Below are 26,227 nucleotides of genomic sequence, written 5' to 3' on the forward strand. Positions count from 1 at the left end.
GAGGGAAAGATCACCATCATGTTCACCGCCGTATGGGTCGTCATCATTTGCCTGGCCGTGGTCGTTTTGCTGCTGGCCGCGGCAAGTGTTTATTTTTATAATGTGGGCATCAAACGCAGCACCAAGGAGTTTTTGGAGGCCGATCCGGCGCTGGTCAAAGAAGAGCATCCCTGGGAGCTGGAGGACGAGTGGCTCCACCACCAGCCTGTTGAAACGTTGGAGCTGACGTCCTCAGACGGAATTGCCCTCAAAGGATACTTCATCCCCGCGGAAGCCCCCACCCGTCAAACCGCCATCGTCGTGCATGGCTATTCCAGCCAGGGCCGGGAAATGGGGGCTTTTGCAAGGCTGTACCATGAAATGGGCATGAACGTGCTGATGCCGGATAACCGGGGGCACGGGCAAAGCGGGGGGAATTACATCGGGTTTGGCTGGCCGGACCGCAGGGATATCCTGCGGTGGATCGGCTCGGTCATCGGCCGCAGCGGACCTGGAGCGGAAATCTTCCTGCACGGCGTATCCATGGGGGGAGCGACGGTGCTGATGGTAAGCGGGGAAGAGCTCCCCGGACAGGTGAAATGCATCGTATCGGACTGCGCCTACACGTCGGTGCGTGACATTTTGACCCATCAGCTCAAGCAGATGTATAAGCTCCCGCCTTTTCCGCTGCTGCCGGCGACCAGCCTGATGTGCAAGCTGCGGGCAGGATACACCTTCGGAGAAGCGTCGGCGTTAAAGCAGGTGGCCCGGACGAAGCTTCCGATTCTGTTTATTCACGGGGACCGCGATACCTTTGTCCCATACGCCATGCTGCACCGCCTTGTGGATGCCGCGGCAGGGGATAAGGAAGTCTACGTGGTTCCAGGGGCTTCGCACGCGAACGCTTATTTTGTGGACAAAACAGAGTACAAGCGCAGGATACGCCAATTTATTGGGCGTTATATCCGGTTAGGGGAGGGAACGGAGAAGGAGCGGATTCGCGAAACGGAGCCGCAGGCTGTTCTGACTCCCATGGAGGGTTAGATCCTAACCTAACAACATTGTTCATCCGTAAAAAACTCCGGAATCGCCTATGAAGGCGTCCGGAGTTTTATTATGATTCCCACAATTATATCGCCCGCTGGAACTGGCTGGTGTACAGGTCATAATAGAAGCCCTTGGCTTCCAGCAGCTGCCGGTGGTTTCCCTGCTCGGCAATGCGTCCGCCATGGATGAACAGAATGCGGTCCGCATCCTGAATCGTGCTCAGCCGGTGGGCGATGACAAAGCTGGTCCGCCCCTTCATCAGCGTCTGCATGGCTTCCTGGACATGCATTTCGGTCCGGGTATCGACGCTGCTGGTGGCTTCATCCAGAATGAGGATGGCCGGATCTGCGAGGATCGCCCGGGCGATGGTCAGCAGCTGGCGCTGGCCGTGGCTGAGATTGCTGCCCTCGGCGACCAGGACCGTATCGTACCCGTCCGGCAGACGGGATATAAAGCGGTCGGCATTCGCCAGCTTGGCGGCATGCTCCACTTCGGCATCGGTCGCATTGAGCCGTCCGAACCGGATGTTTTCACGGATGCTTCCGGAAAAGACGTACGCATCCTGGAGAACAATCCCGACCTTGCTCCGCAGGCTGTCTTTGTCCATATCGCGGATGCTCACCCCGTCGATGCAGATGTCGCCTTGGTCGATCTCATAGAACCGGGTCAGCAGGTTGATGATCGTCGTTTTGCCTGCGCCCGTCGGGCCGACAAGGGCGATCATCTGTCCGGGCTCAGCGGTAAAGGATACGTCCTGCAGAATCGGCGTTCCCGGTTTATAGCTGAACGATACATTCCGGAATTCGACGCTGCCCTTCACCTGCCCAAGCTCTGTGACCGCCCGCTTGTAGTCCTCGGCATACTCGGTGTCGAGGTCAAAAATCTCAAAGACCCGCTCGGCCCCTGCAATGGCGGACTGCATCAGGTTGAACTGGTTGGCCAGTTCGGTGATCGGCCGGCCGAACTGCTTGGAGTAGTTCAGGAAGCTGACGACGATGCCGACGGAGGTGTGCCCTTTTAGCACCATCCAGCCGCCGACCGCCGCGATCAGGGCGAAGCTGAGGTTGTTCACCATGTTCATGACCGGCCCGACCATGCCGGAGGCGATCTGCGCGCGGATCCCGACTTGATTCAGCTTGTGGTTGATCTTCTGGAACTGCTCGATGGCGACAGGCTCCCGCCGGAACAGCTTGACGATTTTTTGCCCGCTGACGGTCTCCTCGATAAAGCCGTTGAGCTCGCCGAGGTGCTGCTGCTGGGCTTTGAAAAGCTTTCGGGTCAGCCGCGTGATTTGGCGGGTGGCCACGAGCACGAGCGGAATGCTGATAAGGCTGACGAGCGTAAGGGGCAGATTGAGCCTCAGCATGATGACCAGCGACCCGGCCAGTGTAATGATGCTGTTCAAGAGCTGGGTGACGCTCTGGTTCAGGGTGTTCGACACGTTCTCGATGTCATTGGTCGTGCGGCTCATCAGCTCTCCGGTCGGATGGGTATCGAAAAAGCGCAGCGGCAGCTGCTGGTATTTATCGAATAGATCCTGACGGAGGGCGAGGACGGTACGCTGGGAGACCGCCGTCATCACATACACCTGAACCCAGGAAACCACGCTGCCCAGCGCATAGATGCCGATCATCAGCAAGCAGAGAGACCAGAAGCCGTCGTGCTCCTTCGGCATAATGAAGCGGTCGATCGCTTTGCCGAGCAGGAAAGGGCCGATCAGGGAAATGACCGCGCTGAGAATGGTCGTTACGTATACGATGATTAGCCCGAACCGCTGGCGGCTTAAATAGGCCCACAGTCTTCTCAGGGTAGCGCCAGCCTGCTTGGGCTTGGCTTTCTGCATCACCATGTTTCGGCCGGGTCCGTGGCCCATCATGGGAGGGCCCCCGCGGCCGGGTTCGGCGCTGGCGGGTTTAGTTGGCTGCGGCATGCGTATCTTCCTCCTTCCGCTGCGAACGGTAAATATCCTGATAGATCTCGCTGTTCCGCAGCAGTTCCTCGTGGGTTCCCCGGGCGGCAATGGAGCCGTTCTCCAGCACCAGGATCTGGTCGGCCTCCATGACCGAACTGATCCGCTGCGCGATGATGATGTTCGTGCTGCGGTTCATCAGCTCCTTCAGCGCCGCCTGGATGCGCGATTCCGTGCCGACGTCGACCGCGCTCGTGCTGTCGTCCAGGATGAGAATCCGCGGCTTCAAGAGCAGCGCGCGGGCGATGGACAGGCGCTGCTTCTGCCCGCCGGACAGGTTGACGCCTTTTTGCCCGATCAACGTCTCATAGCCGTCCGGCATCTGCATAATAAAATCGTGGGCCTGGGCCGCCTTGGCTGCCGCGGTCACTTCCTCCAGCGGAGCCTCAGGCCGGCCGTAACGGATGTTGTCCAGCACTGTGCCGCTGAACAGCACGGACTGCTGCAGCGTCATGCCGACCATCCCGCGGAGGGTGTCCAGCGGGAGGTCGCGGACATCCGTACCGCCGATGAGCACGCGGCCGCCGGTGGCATCATAGAGCCGCGGGATCAGATGCACGAGCGAGGATTTGCCGGACCCGGTTACGCCGAGAATGGCGGTCGTCTGTCCCGGTCTGGCTGTAAAGCTGATCCCGCTGAGCACCGGATCGGCATGCGGATGCTCCCCGTAACCGAAGGATACGTTCTCGAAGACCACGTCCGCGGCGGCCGGTTCCTTGGCCTGGGCGCCGGTGGGATCAACAATGTCCGGCTGCGCGCCAAACACGTCCTGAACCCGGGCTGCGGAGACTCTGGCCCGCGAGATGAAGGTCAGCATGTTGCTCACCATCAGCATGGCGAACAGGAGCTGTGTCACGTAATTGATATAGGCGATCAAATCGCCAGGGGGAAGGGAACCGCCGCGGGTAAGGGCACCCCCGTACCAGAGCACCGCCACGATGCTCAAATTCAGGATCAGCGTCATCACCGGCATGTTCAGCCCCAAGAGCCGGTTGGCCGAAATGGCCTCCTTCGTGTATTCGCCGTTTGCACCGGCAAAACGCTTGCGTTCATAGCCTGCGCGAACGAAGGCCTTGACGACCCGTATGCCGGCGAGGTTCTCCTGCAGGACACCGTTGACCTGGTCGAGCATCGACTGAACCCGGCCGAACAGCGGGAAAGACTTCCGGATCAGCAGCACCAGAAATACGACCAGGACGGGTATCGATACCGCCAGGACCAGTGTCAGCCGGGGGCTGATCCACATGGCCATGTTGAGGCTGCCGAGGAACAGCAGCGGGGAGCGGATGCTCCGCAGGATCATCTGGACCACCGTCTGCAGCTGAACGACGTCGTTGGTCAGCCGGGTAATGAGCGACCCGGTCTTCAGCTCGTCAAGATTGCGGAAGGAAAAGGTTTGTATTTTCCGGAACAGATGGTCCCGGAGATCGGTGCCGAAATGCTGGGAGGCATAAGTCGAAAAGACGGTGCATCCCACGCCGCCAATCAGGCCGACAATGGCAACCCCGATCATCAGAAGACCCGTTCGCTCGATGTACGCAAGGTCGCCGAGAACGACTCCTTTATTAACGATGTTCGCCATCAGCGCAGGCTGCAGCAAGTCCATGGATACCTCAAGCAGCATCAGCAGAGGAGCCAGCAGAGCCGACACCTTGTACGGGCGGAGGTAGGATATCATTAGTTTCCACATGGGCAGGACCTCACTTGGTATCGGAATCGGCAGCCTGCGCCTGGCCTCCCGGCGAAGAACCCGGGACTTCGCCATCTCCCATTTCGCGCAGCTCGAACGTATGGATGTACTCCTGGATCATCTGGTCAACGGCCTTCAGCTCGCCGGTAATGACCTGCTGGATCGGCTGGAACTCGGGCTGGCTCAGCTGCTGCATGAGCGTGCTGCGCATGACCTGCATACGCTCCAGAAACATCAGTACGCGGCCGCGCCGAAACGTCTGGGCGCTCTGAAAGCTCCGGCTGCCCTCGTCGTCGCCGTGGTGCTCCCTTTTGCCGCGTCGGCCGTGGTCGTGGTGTCCGTGTCCGCGGCCCCCGCCGCGCCGGTCGCCTCGCTCCCAGCGGCCGCCACCCTCCAGCATCCGGGGATCAGCAGCCGATTCCGGCTGTCGGCCTGCCTCGTTGTTCATATCTTCTGTCATTGACTTCACTCCTTAGAATTAGTGAATTTGTATACCTGCATCGCTATTTGTATACAAATGTATACGATCGCGGGATGAGAGTCAATTCTTTTGATCCTAAATGTGGAAAGAGCTCAGCTTTCACTGTTCTTCATTATCGTCTCTATATAATGCCGGCGTCCATTTTGTTATAATGTTGTTGATTCTGCAGACTAACAAACATGGTTCCAGAAACGGCTGTATCCGGACCGGGAGCATAACCGGCGCCTTAACCGCCCTGGAAGCGGCGAGCTGATGCAGCCCTTACCATATTCATAACATGAATGACAGTTTATTTGAGGTGAAATAGAGACGATGGCCAAAAAGATTACGATGCAGCAAATCGCCGACCATCTGGGCGTATCGAAGTTCGTTGTATCCAAGGCGCTGTCCGGCAAGGGCGGAGTCAATGAAATGACCCGGGAGCGGGTGATCCAGGCGGCTTCCCAGCTCGGGTATTTTTCGCAAAAGAAAGCCTACATGAGAAGCCCGCGCACGGAGACCCATACGCTTAAGCGCAGCGGCTCCAAGCATTCCGTGATCTTGTTGATGCCCAATATCCGTTTTCAGAACAGGGAATCGCTGTACTGGGGCAAGATTATGGAGGGGATTTCGATCAGCCTGGAGGAACGGGGACTGGGCATGGTGATCATCTCGGAGCAGAACGTGGACAACTTTGTCAGCCTCCTGAATCCGGAAGGGATTCTCGGGCTCATTGGGGTCGGGGAAATTTCCACGCCGCTGCTGCTGGAGGTGCACCGGATGGGGCTGCCGATCGTGCTGGTCGATATGGAGGATCCGCTTATTCCGTCTGATACGGTCTTTGCGAACAACATGGATGTGATGGCCCGGCTGACGACCCACCTGATCGGCATCGGCCATCACCGGCTGCAATTCATCGGGAACGACCGGTATTCGCGCAGCTTCCGGGACCGTTCCATCGGCTACCGGACGGCGCTGGACGAGCAGGGGCTGTCCAGTCAGGAAGGGCTGGTCATTCCGCTTCCCGATTTGGAGAACGGCAGCTTTGAGCCCGAGATCCGGTCGTGGATATCGCGGAAAATCAGATCCAAATCGCTGCCGACCGCACTGGTCTGCGCCAACGATGCGATTGCGCTGACGGCCCGGGATATCCTGATCGAGCTTGGCGTGCGGGTTCCGGAGGACGTGTCGGTTGCCGGATTCGACAATATCGCCGATGCGGCCAAGGGCAGTCCGTCCCTGACGACCGTCCATGTTCCGAAGGAGGCGATGGGCCGCCGGGCCGTCGAGAAGCTGCTCGAACGAATGGACAAGGCGGATACGCCTTTGGAAAAAATTCTGCTTGCCGGCGATATCGTCTACCGCGATTCCACGGCGCCGGCGCCGGATGGCCCCGGGAGCTGACCGCACAGCAGGCGCGATAAAATCTCAGCCGGTTATACCAAAAAGCATCCTGCCTGTTTGGCAGGATGCTTTTTATTGATAAAGGATGTTTCCCGGTGAATGCACAGGGTTGCCCGTATGTGCGTGCTGAGGATGCCGAAAATACAAGGCTACGCCTAACTGCGCGTCCTTTAGATCGCTTACGGCTGGGCAGGCAGTCCGCCGAGCTCGCGGATTTGTGCCGTGTAATGATCGCGGATGAGGCCCTCCGCCTTTTTCGCATAAGGGCAGTAATCATCATTTCCGGCGGCGTCCTCCGGTGCATACAGCGCTGCCGGCCAGTCCCACAGCATAAATCCCCCGACCCACGGACGGCGAGAGCAGGATTCAAACATCCGCTCATAATAAGCAGCCTGTTCATCCTCGTTCGGTTCTCCGGGCAGTCCCCAGTCGTTTGGAATCCGGCTCGAACCGGTCCGGCTGGGACATCCCGCCTCCATAAAGAAGAAAGGCTTGCCGTAACGGCGAACGACCGGCTCAATCCGGTTCAACTGCTCTTCCCAGCTGTCGATCGGGTAATAGCCGCTGGATGAAATGACATCCACTGCATCCCACCAAGCCACTTGACCTTCCTGATATTTATCACAGTTATAAGTAATGATGCCGGAGTATACTTGCCGAACCTGGTGGATGAGCTCGCGCCATTCCCGTTCCCTGCGGTCGGTCTGCACCATCTCGCACCCGATGCACAGCATTTCACAGCCGGCTTCCTCGGCCATTGCTGCGTAGTGCAGCATAAACCGGGTATAAGAGTCAAACCACTCGGACCATTTCGGTTCACAGGGCACGTCGATATCGAAAAAGTTGATATGGGCCCGCCAAGTTCCGTCGGCGCAGTTGACGACCGGTTTCAGGCAGACGCGCATGCCGAGACGTTTGGCGGAGGCAATCGCATGGCGCACCTCTTCATCCGTTACAGTCGGCTCTTCCGCAAAACGGATTTCCGTCGAATGGGCCGTATCCTGCAGGGCTGCGAAGGTGACGGCCGTCCAGTTCACGCCGAGGCGGCTTGCCATTTCTTCCATCGAACCTCCGGCCTCGGGCGTGTTCCACGTTCCCCGGATACCGGTCCACCCCCAGGTCATGCCGCCGATATATCCTTCCAGCATGTTTTTGTGCATTGAATTCACGGTGTGCACCTCTTTGTTTAGTTATTTTGTTAGCATATTTAGTTATTAATTAAGATAACTAATATAATTGTTATAAACAAAATACATCTGAAGATCAAGTGTGCGTGTGCGATAATATGCTAAATATAGGTGGATGATCTGAGTTTCTGCAGAAATGGGGTGTGCTATTAGTGGATAACAGATTGATAACAATGAAAAAAATAAAAGCCCTGCCCGTAATTGTACAGGCAAGGCTTACTATGCATAAGGCTGTTCTCTATTTAAGCGGCTGCTGATTGACGTAGCTGTCGGACAGATTCAGGAGCTTGAGCGCTCGGTTATATTCGTCTTCCGTGGTGCCTTCGTCCACCGAGGTTCGGCCGCTCAGCGGGTACTGCGCTCCATCTTCATAACCGGCTCCCGACACGAAGAGCGCATTGTTAGTCAGGAAGGAACCGGTCGGCAGATAATAACGCTCGGGAATCAGATTATAGCTCTGATTTAAAAGATCCTGCCCGAAATGAATGTGATCCTGGGCGGAAACGCCTGTCAGATTGGCGACCGTCGGCAGGATGTCGACCTGTCCGCCCACCGTGTTGTTCACTTCCGGATGTTTGATCGAGCTGCCTGCCAGAATCAGTGGAATGTTGATCATATCCGAATAGGAGTATTCATGTCCGTAAATTTCCTTCATCAATTCTTTGTCATCCCGGTCCAGGGAGTACAGCGGCAGTCCCATGTGATCCCCGTAGATGACGATGAGGCTGTCGTCCCAGAGGCCGTTTTTCTTCAGTTCATCAATAAACTGACCCAGCGCATAATCCGCATAATTCTGGGCGCGGATGTAATCCCCGACAAACGTGCCGTCGTACCGCTCAGGGAGCTGCATGTGGTATTTACTCTCCGGAATCGTAAACGGATGATGCGCCGACATCGAGATGACCTGGGCATAGAACGGTTTGTCTTCCTGGTTCATTTCCTTCATCTTCGCGGCGGTCTTCTTATACAGCACTTCATCCGATGGACCGAAGAAGAAGGAATCCTCGTCGCCGAAGAAGGACTTGTCGTAATAATGCTGGAAGCCAAGGGATGAGTACAGCTCCCCGCGGTTCCAGAACTCCACGTCATTCGTATGGAAGGTCGCGGTCGTGTATCCGTTGCTCTCCATCAGCCTCGGCAGGCTCGGCAGCTTTTTGTCGACATAGTTCTGCGTGGCCGCCCCGCTCGGCGGAACATAGAACGAAGTGTTCACGACGAATTCGGCATCCGATGTATTGCCTTGGCCGACCATTTGATTGAAGTTCGGGAAGTAATACTGTTCTTTGGCCAGTTTGTTCATATTGGGTGTAATCTCCTGGCCGTCGATCTTCAGGTTAATCAGGAAATTCTGAAACGATTCCAGCTGGATAATGATCACGTTCTTGCCTTTGGCATCCCCGAAATGCTGCGGCTTATCGGTCTTCTTGAGGCCTTTGAGCTCATCGATCGAAGCCTGGGTAATGCTGTTCAGCGGAACGATGTCCTCTTTCTTCTTGGAAAAAATCGTATACGCTTCGTAATTCAAAATACCCATTTGCTGGGCTTTTTTGATCTCGTTCATGCTGGCCCGGTTCGGAACGATATTAAACAGGCAGATCACGAGGGACAGGATGAACAGCACGGTAACGACGCCCCGGCGGGCCCGGCGGCTGGTTTGATCCTTCCATTGCCACACTTTACGGCGGCGCACCATGATGATAAATATCACGACGATATCGGCGTAGATCAGCAGATAGTAAGGGTCCATCAGCGAAAAGACGCTGTTGCGGACGGCCGTAACCTGGTTGACCTGCTCCAAGGCATGGTAAGTCGCGATGACGCCATAGTATTTGAAGTACATAATGACGGCGAAAAAGATCGTGGTCAGCAGCAGGTTGGCGATGACATAAGCGCCGAATTTCCGCTTGCCGGCAAACCACTCAATCAGGCAGAACACGAGCCAAATAAACGGAATTTCGGTAATGATGGGCTTCCAGGGTATCAGGTCATGAAACGTAACGGCCCATGCCAAATACCCCTTTAAAATTAAAAGAATGGTGAATAAGACAAACGGTTTTCGCAGAAATCCACGAAGTGAAGACACGTTACCAACTTCCTTCCTGTTAATGACGGGCTGACCTGGCTGATCTGAGCCGGGCAGCTGAGTATATCGCGCGAAAAGCTGGATGATTGCGCATAAAATTGAATATCCTGCGGTTGCTTGAGCCCTTTTGTCGTATGGAATCGAGGGCAATAGGTTTATTATGCCTTCGGCCCGGAAAGATGTCAAAAGGCGAATCCTAGTCATTTCTAGTTATCATTTACCATATTGGGAAGTAAATGAACCGCTTCCGCCGCTCTTCTGAACCATTCTTCGAAAACGTCCGGATTTCCGATCCGACGAATGAAGCCGCCCTGAGCCGTAACGCCGCGACTTCCCGCTAAACACGGGATACACCGCTTATTTCCAACCGGTCAATAACCCCCTAAAAACTGTAAAATATTGTGTTGAACCTGGTCTGAATTTTAGGTAAAATGTGCGAATACCATATAGTGTTAAATAAATTAACAAGAAGTGTCATATTTACGAAGGGGTTGAGGGGGATGTTTGACTGGCTTGGCTTTACAACAGGTCTGCCGCTCTGGTGGTCGTACCGGTTAAACCGTCATTTAAAAGAGGATATCGAAGACATTTTTGAGGGGATCGCCCAGAATCGCACACAAATATTAGAGAGCTGGGTTACGGAGTATTGGTCCCATTTGGAGCGTTTAAGCACACAGCTTGGCCCGATTTTCGGTCATCTCGTCCAAGATCCCGCCGGGGCTGCTGCCTTGGAGCCGCTGTTCGCTTCCTATATGAAGAGGGGGGCCGATTTCTCGGAGATTTTCTTGATTCGTGACGACATGAAAGTAGTGTGCTCCACCCATACGTCCCGCATCGGGGCAAGCTGCAGCCGGGAGGGCCTGATCGCGCCGGGGCTGAAGTATACGCTGCAGGGGAGTCCGTGCCTGTTCGGCCCTTATTCCGACCCGGCCACATTAGAGATCGGTCCGAGCACTTCGGCGTTTCACGACGCCATGACGCTGATGTTTATTTTGCCGGTCATGAAGGACGGTGAGTGGAAAGGGGCGCTGTGCGGCCGGGTTCCGAACGACGTCCTGGGTGACTTGATCCAACGGGAGCAGGGGCATGTATATCCCGATTCGGGCGATAATTACATATTTATGGCCAAGCCGGGACTGAGCAAGAACATCGCGCCCGGAACGGCGCTGTCGCGAAGCCGCTTCGAGGACTTTACCTTTACACACGGCGATAACCTGAAAGAGGGAGTGCGGACCGACTACGGGATGGTTCAGGTGAAGAACCATACCGAGCTGGAGCTGGTGTTCAAAGATCCGGCCACGGGAGAACTGCATCCCGGGGTGGCCAACACGATCCGGAACGGAAGCAATCTGTTCGTCGAGTTTCCGGGATATTCGGACTACCGGCACATTCCGGTCATCGGTAAAGGGGTTACCTTTCAGCTTCCGCATTGCCCGGACGTATGGGGAATGATGTGCGAAGGGGATCTGGAGGAAGTGTACCGCTTCCGGAGTTTCGGTTGGAAGATGAAGAAAATGCACCTGATGACAGGCCTGGCAGGCTTGGTGCTGAACGGTCTTCTATTCGGCCTGCTGGCCTGGAGTCTGCCTCCGGTCATGGGGCTTACCGCGGTTCTGGCGGCAAACCTGCTGTTCGTCTGGATCGCGGTCTCCATTCTTGAGCGCAGGGGGACGCGGCGGACGGCGGAGCATTTTCGCAGGCTGAACCGGTTCATCCGGATTAATGCCGAAGGCAAAGGGGATTTGACGCAGCGGCTGGACCTGCGCGAATTTGCGGATGACGAGGCCAAGGAGCTCGGCAAATGGGTAAACAGCATGATCGATGCCCTGGAAGGCATCATGCTGCAGGTGAAGCAGGCGGCGCAGGACGTTCAGGACAGCCAGCACGTGCAGCATGCGACGGCCCAGTCGACCGCCAGCTCCACGGAGCGGGTGAGCGGGAAGGTCCACAGCATGATCCGCGGTATCCGCGGCCAGCTGAAGGATATCGACGTGGCCAAGGACGTGTCGGTGGAGATGAGCGGCACCCTGCGGGAAATCGAGGAGGCGGCCGCTCGGCAAATTGCGGTGGCGCAGAGCGAAGTGCAGCATATCGGCGGCAAGATGAAGCAGATTCAGGACAAGGTGGAGGAGAGCCACCGGACCATCCGGACGTTTATGGAAACGACGCGGGATATTGCCGGCCTGCTGACGGCGATCGAGAACATTTCCAAGCAGACCAACCTGTTATCGCTGAATGCGTCGATCGAAGCGGCGAGGGCGGGTGAGCACGGCCAAGGCTTCTCGGTGGTGGCGGGGGAAATCCGCAAGCTGGCTGAGCTTACCCGGCATTCCACCGAGCAGATCCAGCGGACGCTGCAGCAGATCGGCGGGCAGGTGGAGACGGCCATTGCCTCCATGGACGAAGGCAGCCGGGCGGTAGAAGAAGGCACAAAAATCGTCGCTTCGGCCTCTGAAATGCTGGGACAGGCCAGCAGCCAGGATAGCCTCAAGTCCAAGATGGTCGGCGAAGTGGTGGGAATCATGGAAAAGGTAGCCGCCGTCAGCATCGAAAACCGCAGCATTTCGGCAGAGGTGGAAGGCACCCTGCAGGAGCTGCAGGAGGATATGCAGCATGTCCGCGGCACATCGGAGAATGTGGAATCCATCACGGGATCGCTGCTCCAGCTCGTCAACCAGTTCCGCCTGACCGAGACGCGGAGAAGATAGCGGGAAGACGGTGGCATTGTGTGTGCTCTGCCGCTGCCGGATAGGTTCTTAAGACAGGCTCGGGCCCCTTTATCAGGGCGGCACGGGCTTTTTTCGTGGACAGAGCATTGGGATTGCCTGCTCCAGTTATGGTATGATGGGAAAAACGAGGGGAACGGGTGATCCTATGTCTGAAGAAAACCGGGAGCGGGCGGAGGTTCGGATATCGGTCCGGCCGCTGGTGGAATATGCTTTCTCAAGCGGGGATATCGACTCCGGATTCCGGTCTGCCACCGCCATGGTCGAAGGCACGCGAATTCACCAGCAGGTGCAGAAAACATACGGGGAAGGCGACCAGAAGGAGGTGTTCCTGAAGCGGGAGATCCCGTTTCGGGACCTGACTTATGTCATCGAAGGAAGATGCGACGGCCTGATCCAAACGGATGACGGCTGGATGATCGATGAGATCAAATCGACCTCTGCGAGCCTGGATGCGATGGAGGGGGACGGACAGGCCGTGCACTGGGCGCAGGCTACCGTTTACGCCTATATTTATGCCATGGACCACGGCTTGGATCAGATGTCGGTGCAGCTCACCTATGTAGAGACGCACACCGGAATGGAGCGCCGGTTCCGGCGCACCATGACGCTGGCGGAGCTCGAGGCGTTTATGATGGGGGTGCTTGACGTCTACACCCCGTACGCTGCGCTCCGGCTGAAAAATGCGCGCCTCCGGGACGAGAGTATCCGCGCGCTGCCGTTCCCGTTCGACGCTTACCGGGAAGGACAGCGCAAGCTGGCGGGAGCGGTCTATCAGGCGGTAAAGGAGAAGCGGAAGCTGTTTGCCAAGGCCCCGACGGGGATCGGCAAGACGATGTCCACGCTGTTCCCGTCCGTGAAGGCGATCGGGGAGGGGCTGCTGGGACAAATCTTTTATTTGACGGCCAAGACGATCACCCGAACGGCCGCCGAGCAGGCCTTCGCGCTGATGCAGGCCAAAGGGCTGCGGATGCAGACGGTGACGATTACAGCCAAAGACAAAGTCTGCTTTCAGGAGGAGACGGTCTGCCGAAAGGACGCCTGTCCGTTTGCAGACGGTTACTACGACCGGGTCAACGGGGCGATTTTGGACATGCTGTCCCAGGAAACGGTGATGGACCGCGCTGTCATTGAGCGTTACGCGCGCAAGCACCAGGTTTGTCCCTTTGAGTTTTCACTGGACGCAGCCTACGCGGCGGATGCGGTTATTTGCGACTACAATTATATCTTTGATCCGCGGGTTTCGTTCAAACGGCTGCCCGAGGAACAGAAGAAGCAGACGGTGCTGCTCGTGGACGAAGCCCACAACCTTGTTGATCGGGGGCGGGACATGTTCTCGGCTGAGATCGGCAAGGCGGCATTTCTCGAGCTGAAGCGCGGATACAAGGGCGTGGACGCCGGGGTTCAGAAGGCGGCGGATGCGGTCAACAAGTTTTTTATCGAGCTGAAAAAAGAATTGGGCGAAGCCCGCCAGAAGGTGTGGCAGGAACAGCCCGGAGAGCTGGGGGAGCGGCTTACGCTGTTCATCGCCGAAGCCGAGCGGGAGCTGCTGGCTCCCAAAGGCGACCCCGGGCTGCAGGAGCAGCTGCTGGATGCTTATTTTGCGTCGCAGCATTATATCCGGATCGCCAAGCTGTATGATGAACGCTTCCTGAATTATGCCGAGATTCGCGGGAGCGACTGCGTGCTGAAGCTGTTCTGCATGGATCCGTCCTACCTGCTCACCCAGGCGGGAAAAAGCTTCCGCTCAACCGTGTTCTTCTCGGCCACGCTGTCTCCGATGTCCTACTACAGGGATATGCTGGGCGCCGGCGAGGAGGACTACAGCTTGTCTGTGCCGTCGCCGTTCAGCCGGGAGCAGCTGGATGTGCGCATCGAGCCGCTGTCCACCAGGTACCGTGACCGGGACGACACCCGGGACGCCCTCGTGAAGCTGCTGCATGGCCTCATATCGGAGCGCAGGGCGAATTACATGGTCTTTTTCCCGTCATATCAATATATGCGTTTGGTGGTCGAGCCTTTTGCGGAGCTGCACCCGGAAGTTGGCATTATTGTGCAGGATACCGGGATGGCCGAGGAGGAGCGGGAGCGGTTCCTCGCTGCGTTCCAGGCGGACAATGCCGATACGCTCGTCGGCTTCGCCGTGCTCGGGGGCATTTTCTCTGAAGGGATCGACCTGCAGGGGGATCGTCTGGGAGGTGTCGTTGTGGTCGGCGTGGGCTTGCCGCAGCTCGGCTTTGAACGGAACCTGATTCGTGATTATTTTAATGAGAACGGGAAAAGCGGCTATGATTACGCTTATGTGTTTCCGGGGATGAACAAGGTGCTTCAGGCGGGAGGACGGCTGATCCGCTCCGAGCAGGATACGGGCGTGCTGGTACTGGTCGACGACCGTTTTCTCCAGCGGCACTATCAGGGACTGCTCCCGGATGAGTGGAAGGGGTTCACCGTCGGGAGACCTTAGGCAGGGGCGCCGCTTCAAACAAAAACATAGCCAAACGGGACTTCCGCCCGTATAGTGGAGAAAACAGGATAAAGGTGGGATCTCGCAGGATGACACTTCGTATCGGATTAATCGGGACCGGGTGGTTCAGCGGCGTACATGCCGACAACTTGGCGGCGATGGATGGAGTAAAGCTGACGGCGGTTTGTGGTACAAGCCAGGAGAAAGCAGACCGGATGGCACGGCGCTACGGCGCCGAGGGATATGCGGAACTGGATGCCATGCTGGACGCGGGGCCGCTCGACGCGGCGTATATCTGCGTGCCGCCGATGGCGCACGGTGAAATCGAGATGAAGCTGATTGAGCGTGGCATTCCGTTTCTGGTGGAAAAACCGCTGGGGCTCGATACCAGCTTGCCGGAACAAATTCTGGCGCGAATCCGTGAAACGGGACTGCTGACGTCGGTGGGGTACCATTTCCGCTACCAGCACAATGCAGCGCGGCTGAAGGAGGAACTGTCGAACCATACGACCGGCATGGTGCTGGGGCGGTGGATGGACAGTATGCCGGGCGTGTCCTGGTGGAGACGCCAAAACGGCTCCGGCGGGCAGTTTATCGAGCAGACGACGCATATGGTCGACATGCTTCGGTATACGGCCGGTGAAGTGGAGGAAGTGTATGCCCTCTACGGGGACCGGGTCAAGCGGAGCCAGGTGGACGGGGTGGAGGTCGCCGACGTAGGAACGGTCACGCTCCGTATGGCGAGCGGTGTGGTAGCGAACATCTCCAACACGTGCGTCCTGCCGGAAGGCGGCGGGCTGAGCCAGACGGGACTGACGTTCTACACGGACCGGGGGATCGTCGATTGGAACCCGCAGCGGCTGCAGCTGGCAGCGCCCGGCGTAAAGACGGAATATGCGGAGCAGGGAAGCCCCTATGTACGCGAAACGGAAGCGTTTCTCCATGCGCTGCGCACTGGAGACCGCTCCCGTATTCTTTCAAGCTATGAGGATGCCTGCCGGACGCAGGCTGTAACTTTTGCCGCGTTGGCATCGGCATCTTCAGGCAAGCCGGTCCGGCTCTAACCCATTACCACATCAGCATGAGCAGCGGTGCTACGCCGAGCGTAAACAGAGCGGCCAGAATCATCGAGACGCTGGAGATCGCTCCGCTCATCGAGCTGAAGCCGAAGGCCATGGACGTTCCCGTCCCGTGGGCGCTCGTGCCGAGCAGCACGCCGCGGGCGATTTCGTTCTCGATCCGCAGGAGGCGCAGAATCATCGGCCCAAGCACGGAGCCGAGCAGGCCGGTCATAATGACGAAGACTGCCGTAATATTCGGCACCCCGCCGATGACCTGCGATACGTTCATGGCGATCGGCGTCGTGATCGAGCGGGGGATCAGGCTGGTCACCAATGAGGTGTCCAGTTTCAGCCCTTTGGCGAGTACTGCCGAAGAGATCATAGCCATGAAGGAACCGGTAAGCACGCTGACGACGATTTCGACGGCGTGCTTTTTGAGTACCTTGAAATTTTTATAGAGCGGGACCGCAAAGGCGACTGTCGCAGGCTGGAGCATATCGCTCAGCCATTTCCCGCCGGCGTTATAATGTTCATAGGGAATATGGGTGCACAGCAGGAAAATAATAATGACGCAGGGCGTCACCATCAGCGGCGACAGATACACTCTGGGATACCGCTTATACAATCGTTTGGCTGCCATGTAGATCACGAGGGTTAGCAGCAGACAGATGAGACCGATCATCATGACACCTTCCGTTCTTTATGTTTGGCAATGCGCGCAGCGGTCAAGCCGGAGCTGGCCATGACCACGACCGTGCTGAAAATAACGACGAGCAGGATTCGCACCCCGTCGCTCTCCAGCATCGAAAAATATTTCATTACCCCGACGGCGGCCGGGATGAAGAAGAGCAGGAGCTCGGCGAGCAGCCAGTTCGCTCCGACTTCGATCCATTCGAGCTTGACGATGCCGGATTCGAGCAGAATAAACAACACGATGATTCCGAGAATGCTGCCCGGCACCGGCAGATGCAGCAGACCGGCCAGCTGGTTCATCGCATAAGAGAACAGCATTAAAACGGCGACCTGAAAGGTCCCTTTGACGGCATGCTTCATCAATTGTTTTCGCCTTCCTTTCATTTATAATGAAAATTTTACATCATTCATTTTCATAGGTAAAATGCATATATCGAATGGATATCATTCCATATGGCTATGGAAAAATGGATGGCGTATATAAGTTGAAAATCGAAATGGATGATGGGCAAGTACGTAAAATGTCCCTACGATCACTCTTGTTTTCCGATTTCTTGATTGTATTGAGCCCACGTATGGTAGAAATCTGAAAGCCAAGGTATACGCTTTCGATGTAAGCTTTCCTTTGGAAAGCTTGTAGACCGCTCGCTTCTTCGGAATCATTTTTCTCCCTTGCTTGCATCGTATTCTTTCATTCAACTTATATGGATCTATCGCAGTCCACTTGGACTCCATATTCAAGGGAAGGAGAATGACGTATGGACATCCGCCAATTGCAGTATTTTATGGAGGTCGCCCGGCTGCAGAGTTTTACGAAAGCGGCGGAATCGCTCTACATCACGCAGCCGTCGATCAGCAAAACGATCCGCAACATTGAGGAGGAGCTGGGCGTCACCCTGTTTGACCGTTCGGGCAAAAAGGTGGTGCTGACCGATGCCGGCCGCATTATTTACGAGCAGGCGCAGCCGATCGTGAAGTCGTTTCAGAGCTTGTCCTCCGAGCTCGGCGATTTGAAAAACCTGAAGAAAGGCCATATCCGCCTCGGCCTGCCGCCCATGGTCGGATCGAGCTTTTTCCCCGAGGTGATCGGGCAGTTTCATCAGAAATACCCGCAGGTGACGATGCAGATCTTTGAGGACGGCGCCAAAAAGGTGGAGGTCGACGTGGAGAGCGGTTTGCTCGACATTGGCGTCGTGGTGCTGCCGACCGACGATTCGCTGTTCCATTCGTTTTCGTTCGTCCGGGAAAACCTGATGCTGCTGGTGCACCCCTCTCATCGCCTCGCGCATCGCGAGTGCGTCCCTCTCGCCGATCTGGCGGAAGAGAACTTTGTGCTGTTCCGGGAGGACTTTGCGCTGCATGACCGGATCATTACGGAATGCGTCAGGGTCGGATTCCAGCCGCATATCGTCTACGAAAGCTCTCAATGGGACTTGATCAGCGGCATGGTCGCCGCCAATTTGGGTATCGCCCTGCTGCCGGAAACGATCTGCCGGGAAATCGACCGGGAGCGGATCCGGATTATGCCGCTGGTGGAACCGGTCATTCCGTGGCAGCTGGGGATGATCTGGCGCAGGGACCGTTACCAGTCCTATGCCGCGCGGGAATGGATCGCGTTTACGCAGGGGAAGTTGATGGAGGGCAGGGAGTAGCCGGTCATGGAACGCATGATTTTAATAAGGTATACAAGTAAAAATCACATTTACCTGCACCTCTTCAGACTGCCTCATTTTGCTATTGAGGCGTTTTTGTCTCCATGATGTATCTCCTTATTATTTTTATGTTATACAGCCTTTATACGGCCGCTCAGATTCCTTAAAACTCGTGTTTTCATGCGATTCCAGTCTGATATAATAAAAGATGGAAATGCGCATTTCTACTGAAACTACGAGCGAAAAGGACTGATTCACAATCCATCACGATGAAATGAGCAGCCGGTTTGCCGCGGGGAGCATCCCCAAGCTGCTGTTGTCTCTTGCTCTTCCGGCGATTGCGGCTCAAATCGTCAATGCGCTGTACAATGTCGTCGACCGGATGCTGATCGGCAGGATGCCGGGAGGCGGTACTTTTGCCTTAACCGGACTGGGCATCGCCTTTCCGCTGATCATGACCATCTCGGCGTTTGCGGCTCTCATCGGTCTTGGCGGCGCCCCGCTGGCTTCCATGAAGCTGGGGGAAGGGAAACCCAAGGAAGCGGAGAAGCTGCTCGGCAGCTGCTGCCTGATGCTTCTGCTCGTCTCGGGAATGCTGACGGCGGTACTGCTGTGTTTTCACCGTCCCCTGTTAACCGCCTTCGGGGCGAGCGATACAACACTGCCCTATGCGAGCGATTATATGGGCATCTATTTGCTAGGGACGGTCAGCGTGCTGATATCCCTGGGGCTGAATTCTTTTATTTCCATCCAGGGTTTTGCCAAAACGGCGATGGCCACGGTCTGTGCCGGAGCTGTGCTAAACGCCATCCTGGCACCCCTCTTTATATTTCCGATGCATATGGGAGTCCGCGGGGCCGCCTTGGCAACCGTCATTTCCCAGACTGTGTCCGCCATATGGGTGCTGTGGTTTCTTACATCCAGGCACAGCCACCTTCGCCTTAGGCTCCGCAATCTGCGGGTGAACCCCCGAATGGCGTGCCGCATCCTTGCGCTGGGGCTTTCCCCTTTTATCATGCAGTCGACCGAAAGCCTGATCCAGATCGTGTTTAATATTTCTCTTGCACGGTATGGCGGCGATTTGTATGTGGGCGCAATCAGCATTCTGACCAGCCTTATGCAGCTGTTTTCCCTGCCTTTATCCAGTTTTGCGCAGGGAGCGCAGCCGGTCATCGGCTACAATTACGGATCCGGAGATTATGCAAGGGTGAAGGCGGCGATCCGGTTTTGTACGGCCGTTTGCGGCGCCCTCGGCATCGTCATGTGGGCGGTGGCGGTATTTTTGCCGCGGTTTCCCGTCATGATTTTCACGGATCAGGCGGAATTGATTGCGCTGACGGAAAGGCTGATGCCGGTCTTTTTTCTGGGGACTTGCATTTATGGCATTCAGCTGGCGCTGCAGCAGATGTTTCTTGCGCTAGGGCGGGCCAAGGTGTCCATCTTTATTGCCGTCCTGCGTAAAATCATTCTGCTGATTCCTTTGGTGTTTGTGCTGCCGGCGTTCATATCGCCCCAAGCCGATGCCGTCATTATGGCCGAGCCGATTGCAGATGCCTGCGCGGCCGCGACCTGCTGCATATTGTTTGCGGCGACGGTGAAACGTCTGCTGCGAGATCCTGATCTTGCAAGCACAGCTGATCCATGAACAAAATATTGTTGGACTTTTGTTGATATGTTTTAATTGACATATAAATCAGAGAGGCCATATAATTAGGTTGCCTATTTAATTGGTGACCTAATTATTTTTTGTGCAGGATATCATCTTTCATAGCACGTTTGGGAAGGGAGGATTGTTTGCGTCATGAACGACGATGGCAACAACCGTCAGGAAGCCTTCTGCCAGGGTAGCGAACCGCAGGAGCATGATCGGCACCACGAAACCGTTGTTCAGCTGCTTCAGTCGGTCATGCGGTTTAACAGGGGGGAGTTCCGCCACCGGGTGATCGAGGGCTTGAAGATGAGCGAGATGGGGCTGATGGTTCTGCTCATGCGGCATGTCGAGCCGGATAGCCCGGGACTGAAGGTGTCCGAGATCAGTGCGATGCTAGGGGTCACTTCTCCGACCGTTACCCAGTTTGTCAAAGCGCTGGAGAAGAAGAAATGGATCGTACGTACGCCGGATGAGGCGGACCGAAGGGTGGTCCGGATCAAGCTCAGCGAAGAGGGGCGGGAAGCGATTATACAAGCCCGTAAGGCGACGATCAATTCCTTCAAGGGGCTTGTCGATCACTTGGGCATCGAGGAAAGCGAGAAGCTGTCCGAGCTGCTGACCAAGGCTTATAAGTATTATGAAAGAAAAACGCAGAATGATTCATCGGATGGAGGTGAAGTGCCAACATGCTGAAGCTCTTTCGTTCATTGAAGCCGTTCTGGCTTCTGATCCTGTTCACATTTGTGCTTGTGTTTTTGCAGTCCATGTCGGACCTGTACCTACCCACATTGATGTCGGACATCGTGGATAAGGGTATCATCGAGGGAGACATTCCTTACATTTGGAAAATCGGCGGCTTTATGCTGGCCGTGGCCCTGGGGGGAGCGATTTGCTCCATTATTGCAAGCTACCTGTCGGCCAAAGTGGCGGGTGGATTCGGCAGATCGATGCGCAGCCGGGTATTCCAGCATGTCCAGAATTTCTCCCTGCAGGAATTCGACAAGCTGGGCACGGCTTCGCTCATTACCCGAACCACCAATGACATTGCCCAGACCCAGCAGGTGCTGACCATGATGCTGCGGATGATGATCAGCGCGCCGATGATGTGTATCGGCGGGATTATAATGGCGGTGTCCAAAGACGCCAAGCTGTCACTGATCATCGTCGTGATCGTACCGGTGCTGGCAGGCTCCATCGCTCTGATTGCCGGCAAGGGACTGCCGCTGTTCAAGGCGATGCAGGTCAAGCTGGACAAATTGAACCGGGTGCTCCGCGAAAACCTGACGGGGATCCGGGTTGTTCGTTCGTTCAACCGGATTCAGCATGAGGAGGAGCGCTTCCGGGAAGCGAACTACGATCTGACCAGCACGGCGGTTCGGGTCAACAAAATCATGGCGGCCATGATGCCGATCATGATGATTGTCATGAACTTATCGACCATCGCCATCGTCTGGTTCGGCGGACTGCGCATCAGCCATGGGGATATGCAGGTCGGAGACCTGATGGCCTTTATCCAATACGCCATGCAGATCATGTTCTCCCTGATCATGGTCTCCATGATTTTCGTTATGGTTCCGCGCGCTTCCGCATCCGCTGCGCGGATCAACGAGGTGCTCAGCATCACGCCGGATATCGATGATCCGCTCGTTGCGCAGACTCTCGAAGAAGGCCGCGGCTATTTGGAATTCCGGGACGTGACGTTCAGCTATCCGGGCGCGGAGCAGCCGGCGCTGTCGGGGATTTCTTTTACCGCCAAACCGGGGGAAACTACAGCGATTATCGGGGGCACCGGTTCAGGGAAGTCCACGCTGCTCAGCTTGATTCCGCGCTTCTATGATGTAGCGGAAGGCAGCGTGCTGGTCGACGGGGTCGACGTCCGCGAGATGACGCAGGAGGAGCTGCGCGCCAAGATCGGCTTCGTGCCGCAGAAGGCGCTGCTGTTCACCGGGACGATAGCGGACAATATCCGCTACGGCAAAAAGGACGCCACCGATGAAGAAATCCGCGAAGCGGCGGATATCGCCCAGGCGACCGAGTTTATTATGAATATGAAAGACGGCTTTGAGTCGGAAATTGCCCAGGGCGGCAACAACGTGTCCGGCGGGCAGAAGCAGCGCCTGTCCATCGCGCGGGCGCTGGTACGCAGACCGGAAATCTATGCGTTTGACGACAGCTTCTCGGCGCTGGACTTCAAGACGGATGCGAAGCTGCGCAGCGCATTGAAGCCGGTAACGCGGGACGCGACCGTTCTGCTCGTGGCGCAGCGGGTCAGCACGGTCATGGACGCCGACCGGATCATCGTCCTTGACGAAGGGCGGATTGCCGGCATCGGCACCCACCGCGAGCTGATGGAGACCAGCGACGTCTACCGCGAAATTGTATCCTCACAGCTGTCAGAGGAGGAGATCGCATGAGTGAGCAAGCAAGAAGACCCGGACCTCGGATGGGAGGACCCCGGCATCCCGGCGGCCATCCCGGCCAAATGATGCCTGCGCAGAAGGCCAAGGACTTCAAGGGCTCCCTGAAGCGGCTGGTCGGGTACCTGCGGCCGCGGCGGGGAACGCTGATCGTTATTTTCCTGACGGCGATTCTCAGTACGGTGTTTAGCATTGCCAGCCCGAAAATTCTCGGCAAGGCGATCACCAAGCTGCTGGAAGGCGTCATCGCGATGGCGAAGGGGACGCCGGGCGCCGGCATTGATTTTACCTACATTACCCAGATTCTGCTGATTCTGATTGGTCTGTACCTGTTCAGCGCGGCGTTCAGCTATATCCAGCAATATCTGATGGCCGGCGTGGCGCAGAAGGTCGTGTACGATATGCGTGAGCAGATCAACGCGAAGCTGTCGCGCCTGCCGCTGAAATATTTTGATTCCCGGACGCATGGGGAAATCCTGAGCCGCGCGACCAATGACGTCGACAACATCAGCACCACGCTTCAGCAGAGCTTGACGCAGCTGATCACGTCGATCGTAACGCTGGTCGGCGTCATCGTGATGATGCTGTCGATCAGCCCATGGATGACGCTGATTCTGATCGTGACGCTGCCGCTCAGCCTCATCGTCATCAAAGCGGTGGCTTCCCGGTCCCAGAAGCATTTCATGGCCCAGCAGGCTTCTCTGGGACAGCTCAACGGCCATGTGGAAGAAATGTACACGGGGCATAAAATCGTGAAGGCCTTCGGCCGCGAGCGGGAGTCTGTCGAAGATTTCAACAAAATCAACGAAAAGCTGTACAGCTCCGGATGGAAAGCTCAGTTTATTTCCGGTATCATCATGCCGATGATGATGTTTATCGGCAACATCGGCTACGTGCTGGTCTGCGTGGTCGGGGGGATCTTCGTCACCCATGGCCGCATTACGATCGGGGATGTGCAGGCGTTCATCCAGTACGCCCGGCAGTTTACCCAGCCGATTATGCAGACGGCCAACATCGCGAACATCATCCAGTCCACCATCGCTTCGGCGGAGCGTGTGTTCGAGCTGCTGGATGAAGAAGAGGAAGTGCCGCAAGCAGCGGATGCGGCCGTCTTGAACAATCCGAAGGGTGCCGTGCAGTTTGAGCATGTGCGGTTCGGCTATAAGGAAGACGCGATGCTCATCGAAGACATGAACATCGACGTGAAGCCGGGGCAGACGATCGCCATCGTCGGGCCGACCGGGGCCGGTAAGACGACGCTCATCAACCTGCTGATGCGCTTCTATGAGCTGAACGGCGGGGCGATCACCATCGACGGCGTAAACATTACCCACCTGAAGCGCGGCAATTTGCGCAGCATTTTCGGCATGGTGCTCCAGGATACCTGGCTCTTCAACGGGACGATTATGGAGAATATCGCATACGGCCGGGCCGGCGCCACGAACGAGGAAGTGATCGAGGCGGCCAAGGCGGCTCATGCCGACCACTTCATCCGTACGCTCCCGGACGGCTATGACACCGTGCTGAACGAAGAAGCGTCGAACATTTCCCAAGGGCAGAAGCAGCTGCTGACGATTGCGCGTGCCATTCTGGCCGACCCGTCCATCCTCATTCTGGATGAAGCGACCAGCAGTGTCGATACCCGGACGGAGGTCTACATTCAGAAGGCGATGAACGACCTGATGAAGGGCAGAACGAGCTTTGTCATCGCCCACCGGCTGTCCACCATCCGTGACGCCGATCTGATCCTGGTCATGAATCAAGGCAGCGTGATCGAGAAGGGCAACCACGAGGAGCTTCTGGCCAAAGGCGGCTTCTACGCCGATCTGTATAACAGCCAGTTTTCCAGCGGAAGCATTCAGGAGGTTGTCTGAGGGTGAAGGCAGCACCCGCAACGATGAACATCCGCATTTCAAAAGAGCAGCCTAGACGGCTGCTCTTTTTTTGGAATATTGGCAGTTTATGCTTGAATATCGAACGTGTGTTTGTCAATATTGATCATATAAGTTCTTTCAGAAAATGAAAACGCAGAAACCTTCTGCGGCGAACGCTTTATAACCTTATAGGAGCCAGGAGGTATGTGGTACATGAAAGAAACAATTCCGCTGCTCACACCCTTCAGCATCGAACGAACCATGGTCGCGGTCAGAGGGCAAAACCCCCGTCTCGTACTGGCCCATCCGGAATATCCAGTGTTCACGAAAGTGGTTCCGGTGGAAGGGCGCGACATTCCGGTCACCGTGACCCTGGTGGAGACCGGTCAAGGGCCTGAGGCGGAGGTGGAGCTTCTGCAGGCATGCGATCCAAAGGAAACCGAAGCCGTCCGGGTGTATATTGGCAAAATGCTGTCCAACCATGTAGACCTCAGGCCGTTCTATGCGCAGCTTCAGGATGAGCCTGTCATTGGCTCCATTCTTCCGGGGCTGCATGGGCTGAAAATATTACTGGAGCCAAATTTGTTTCAAAATCTGGTGCGGACGATTATCGGCCAGCAAATGAACCTGAGCTTTGCCGCTTCGCTGGTCTCGCGAATCACGGAGCAGTACGGCACCCCTGTGGCGATCGGGGACCATACGCTCTACAGCTTCCCGAAGCCGGACGCGCTGGCCGCGCTCGAACCTGACGAGCTGATGCCGCTGCAGTTCAGCCGCCGCAAAGCCGAGTACATCACCGGTCTGGCGCGGCAGGTAGCGGACGGCTCACTCGACCTTAACGCGATGCCGGACCTTGCGGACGAAGAAATTTTCAACCGGCTGCTCCCGATCCGTGGCGTCGGCAAATGGACGGTCGAGTGCTTCCTGCTGTTCAGCGTAGGCCGAACCGATTTCTTCCCGGCCGATGACATCGGACTGAAGAATGCGATGAAGGAGTTGTGGAGCTTCGACAGCCAGCCGGCTTCTCCGCTCATGCTGGAGATCAGCCGCGACTGGTCGCCATGGCGGAGCTATGCCGCTTACTATTTATGGGCGTGGCTTGACGAGTGGAAGCTGCGGCAGAAGCAGGAGAAGGAACAGAAGAAGCCGGCGCGGGGCAAGTCCGCCCGGCAAGCGTCGAAAGAATAGCGGGGACGACCCCAGCCAGTCCTTACGCTAAGCTTCCTGCACGCCGACTCCGTTCCAAAACATATTGACGATCTCCTGCGCCAGCTCGCCCGCGGACGGGGCAAACTCTTTGGCAATCTCCCGGTTGCCGATCATCAGCATGGACGCCAGCGTGTGCGCCATCAGGAGCGGATGTGCGGAGCGCACCTCCCCATTTTTGATCGCTTCGGTGAAGCTGACGGTCAGCACATCGTGAATCTGGTCCTCGCTGACGCGGATTTCTTCCAGCTGTTCGGGCGCCAGCGAGGCGCTGGCATCGCGCATAATCGTTTCAAAGTCTCCGTGCGGGAAACGAAGCTTGTTCTCGGCCAGCTCCACGAGCCGTTCATAGAGCGGTTTGTCCTGCTGCATAATCCGCAGGGAGGCATTGCGCGCTTTCTGCATCATGGCGGTGACGGCCGCCGTAAAGAGCTGGGCTTTATTTTCAAAGTGATAGTAAATGGAAGCCTTGGTTACGCCGCATACCTGGGCAATTTGCTGCAGCGAGACCGGCTCATAACCGTACTCCATGAACAGGGCGGACGCCGTTTTCAGGATGAATTCGTTCATGGGGGTGTCCTCCTGCCGGCGTTTGGGCCGGCCCGGGGAGCGTTTGGCCGGATGTTTACCCTGGGATTGTTCCATATCGTTGTCCTCCAGTATT

The 26,227-nt window shown here is 56.5% G+C and carries 19 protein-coding genes; 11 read left to right on the forward strand and 8 right to left on the reverse strand.

Annotation, left to right across the window (positions count from 1 at the left end):
* The first annotated feature begins 18 nt into the window (after window positions 1-18).
* A complete protein-coding gene (locus FHS19_RS26870) occupies window positions 19-1,023 on the forward strand; it encodes an alpha/beta hydrolase (protein WP_183584892.1) in 1,005 nt (334 codons plus the stop codon).
* An 85-nt stretch (window positions 1,024-1,108) separates the two neighbouring features.
* On the opposite strand, the gene FHS19_RS26875 is transcribed toward FHS19_RS26870, so the two are convergent.
* From FHS19_RS26875 to FHS19_RS26885, 3 genes are read right to left on the reverse strand one after another with little or no spacing between them, the layout of a single operon-like run.
* A complete protein-coding gene (locus FHS19_RS26875) occupies window positions 1,109-2,956 on the reverse strand; it encodes an ABC transporter ATP-binding protein (protein ID WP_376771978.1) in 1,848 nt (615 codons plus the stop codon).
* Window positions 2,940-4,685, reverse strand: coding sequence for an ABC transporter ATP-binding protein (locus tag FHS19_RS26880; protein WP_183584894.1), 1,746 nt, complete (start codon window positions 4,683-4,685; stop codon window positions 2,940-2,942). Before FHS19_RS26880 ends, FHS19_RS26875 begins: the two co-directional genes overlap by 17 nt.
* Before the next feature lie 10 nt (window positions 4,686-4,695).
* Window positions 4,696-5,145, reverse strand: a complete 450-nt coding sequence (locus tag FHS19_RS26885; RefSeq protein WP_183584896.1) for a hypothetical protein — start codon at window positions 5,143-5,145, stop codon at window positions 4,696-4,698.
* A gap of 333 nt (window positions 5,146-5,478) precedes the next feature.
* Between FHS19_RS26885 and FHS19_RS26890 the strand changes: the two genes are divergently transcribed.
* Entirely contained in the window at window positions 5,479-6,549 is a 1,071-nt protein-coding gene (locus FHS19_RS26890) for a LacI family DNA-binding transcriptional regulator (protein WP_183584898.1), read from the forward strand.
* A 179-nt stretch (window positions 6,550-6,728) separates the two neighbouring features.
* Here FHS19_RS26890 and FHS19_RS26895 read toward each other — a convergent pair whose 3' ends face one another.
* Both FHS19_RS26895 and FHS19_RS26900 read right to left on the reverse strand, forming a co-directional pair.
* Window positions 6,729-7,709: a glycoside hydrolase family 113 gene (locus tag FHS19_RS26895; protein WP_183585278.1), complete on the reverse strand. Its 981-nt coding sequence runs from the start codon at window positions 7,707-7,709 to the stop codon at window positions 6,729-6,731.
* Window positions 7,710-7,974: 265 nt separating this feature from the next.
* Window positions 7,975-9,819: an LTA synthase family protein gene (locus tag FHS19_RS26900; RefSeq protein ID WP_312887343.1), complete on the reverse strand. Its 1,845-nt coding sequence runs from the start codon at window positions 9,817-9,819 to the stop codon at window positions 7,975-7,977.
* Between the two features lie 500 nt (window positions 9,820-10,319).
* On the opposite strand from FHS19_RS26900, the gene FHS19_RS26905 reads away from it, so the two are divergent.
* The 3 genes from FHS19_RS26905 (at window position 10,320) to FHS19_RS26915 (ending at window position 16,073) form a co-directional block, all read left to right on the forward strand.
* The gene (locus FHS19_RS26905) at window positions 10,320-12,527 is read left to right on the forward strand and encodes a methyl-accepting chemotaxis protein (RefSeq protein WP_183584902.1); all 2,208 of its coding nucleotides are present in this window, start codon (window positions 10,320-10,322) and stop codon (window positions 12,525-12,527) included.
* A 166-nt stretch (window positions 12,528-12,693) separates the two neighbouring features.
* Complete coding sequence (locus FHS19_RS26910; RefSeq protein ID WP_183584904.1) at window positions 12,694-15,009, forward strand: ATP-dependent DNA helicase; 2,316 nt, start codon at window positions 12,694-12,696, stop codon at window positions 15,007-15,009.
* Window positions 15,010-15,098: 89 nt separating this feature from the next.
* The gene (locus tag FHS19_RS26915; RefSeq protein ID WP_183584906.1) at window positions 15,099-16,073 is read left to right on the forward strand and encodes a Gfo/Idh/MocA family protein; all 975 of its coding nucleotides are present in this window, start codon (window positions 15,099-15,101) and stop codon (window positions 16,071-16,073) included.
* A 4-nt stretch (window positions 16,074-16,077) separates the two neighbouring features.
* On the opposite strand, the gene FHS19_RS26920 is transcribed toward FHS19_RS26915, so the two are convergent.
* The gene (locus tag FHS19_RS26920; RefSeq protein ID WP_246426854.1) at window positions 16,078-16,752 is read right to left on the reverse strand and encodes a CidB/LrgB family autolysis modulator; all 675 of its coding nucleotides are present in this window, start codon (window positions 16,750-16,752) and stop codon (window positions 16,078-16,080) included.
* Window positions 16,752-17,123 carry a CidA/LrgA family protein gene (locus FHS19_RS26925; protein WP_183585280.1) on the reverse strand — a complete coding sequence of 124 codons (372 nt, stop codon included), beginning with the start codon at window positions 17,121-17,123 and terminating at the stop codon, window positions 16,752-16,754. The genes FHS19_RS26920 and FHS19_RS26925 overlap by 1 nt, the downstream gene beginning before the upstream one ends.
* 398 nt (window positions 17,124-17,521) lie before the next feature.
* Between FHS19_RS26925 and cidR the strand changes: the two genes are divergently transcribed.
* The 6 genes from cidR (at window position 17,522) to FHS19_RS26955 (ending at window position 25,545) form a co-directional block, all read left to right on the forward strand.
* Window positions 17,522-18,415: a cidABC operon transcriptional activator CidR gene (gene cidR, locus FHS19_RS26930; protein ID WP_183584910.1), complete on the forward strand. Its 894-nt coding sequence runs from the start codon at window positions 17,522-17,524 to the stop codon at window positions 18,413-18,415.
* Between the two features lie 274 nt (window positions 18,416-18,689).
* Window positions 18,690-20,060: an MATE family efflux transporter gene (locus tag FHS19_RS26935; RefSeq protein WP_183584912.1), complete on the forward strand. Its 1,371-nt coding sequence runs from the start codon at window positions 18,690-18,692 to the stop codon at window positions 20,058-20,060.
* Between the two features lie 156 nt (window positions 20,061-20,216).
* Window positions 20,217-20,759: a MarR family winged helix-turn-helix transcriptional regulator gene (locus FHS19_RS26940; protein WP_183584914.1), complete on the forward strand. Its 543-nt coding sequence runs from the start codon at window positions 20,217-20,219 to the stop codon at window positions 20,757-20,759.
* Complete coding sequence (locus FHS19_RS26945) at window positions 20,753-22,480, forward strand: ABC transporter ATP-binding protein (RefSeq protein ID WP_183584916.1); 1,728 nt, start codon at window positions 20,753-20,755, stop codon at window positions 22,478-22,480. Before FHS19_RS26940 ends, FHS19_RS26945 begins: the two co-directional genes overlap by 7 nt.
* Window positions 22,477-24,357: an ABC transporter ATP-binding protein gene (locus tag FHS19_RS26950; RefSeq protein ID WP_183584918.1), complete on the forward strand. Its 1,881-nt coding sequence runs from the start codon at window positions 22,477-22,479 to the stop codon at window positions 24,355-24,357. Before FHS19_RS26945 ends, FHS19_RS26950 begins: the two co-directional genes overlap by 4 nt.
* Window positions 24,358-24,570: 213 nt before the next feature.
* On the forward strand, window positions 24,571-25,545 hold the full coding sequence (locus tag FHS19_RS26955) for a DNA-3-methyladenine glycosylase family protein (RefSeq protein ID WP_183584920.1): 975 nt from the start codon (window positions 24,571-24,573) through the stop codon (window positions 25,543-25,545).
* Window positions 25,546-25,572: 27 nt separating this feature from the next.
* On the opposite strand, the gene FHS19_RS26960 is transcribed toward FHS19_RS26955, so the two are convergent.
* Window positions 25,573-26,208 (reverse strand): TetR/AcrR family transcriptional regulator, encoded by a 636-nt coding sequence (locus tag FHS19_RS26960; RefSeq protein WP_183584922.1) that lies wholly within the window; start codon window positions 26,206-26,208, stop codon window positions 25,573-25,575.
* Window positions 26,209-26,227: the final 19 nt, after the last annotated feature.

The organism is Paenibacillus rhizosphaerae (genome assembly GCF_014192015.1).
In the GTDB taxonomy this organism is placed as follows: Bacteria; Bacillota; Bacilli; order Paenibacillales; family Paenibacillaceae; genus Paenibacillus_AQ; species Paenibacillus_AQ rhizosphaerae.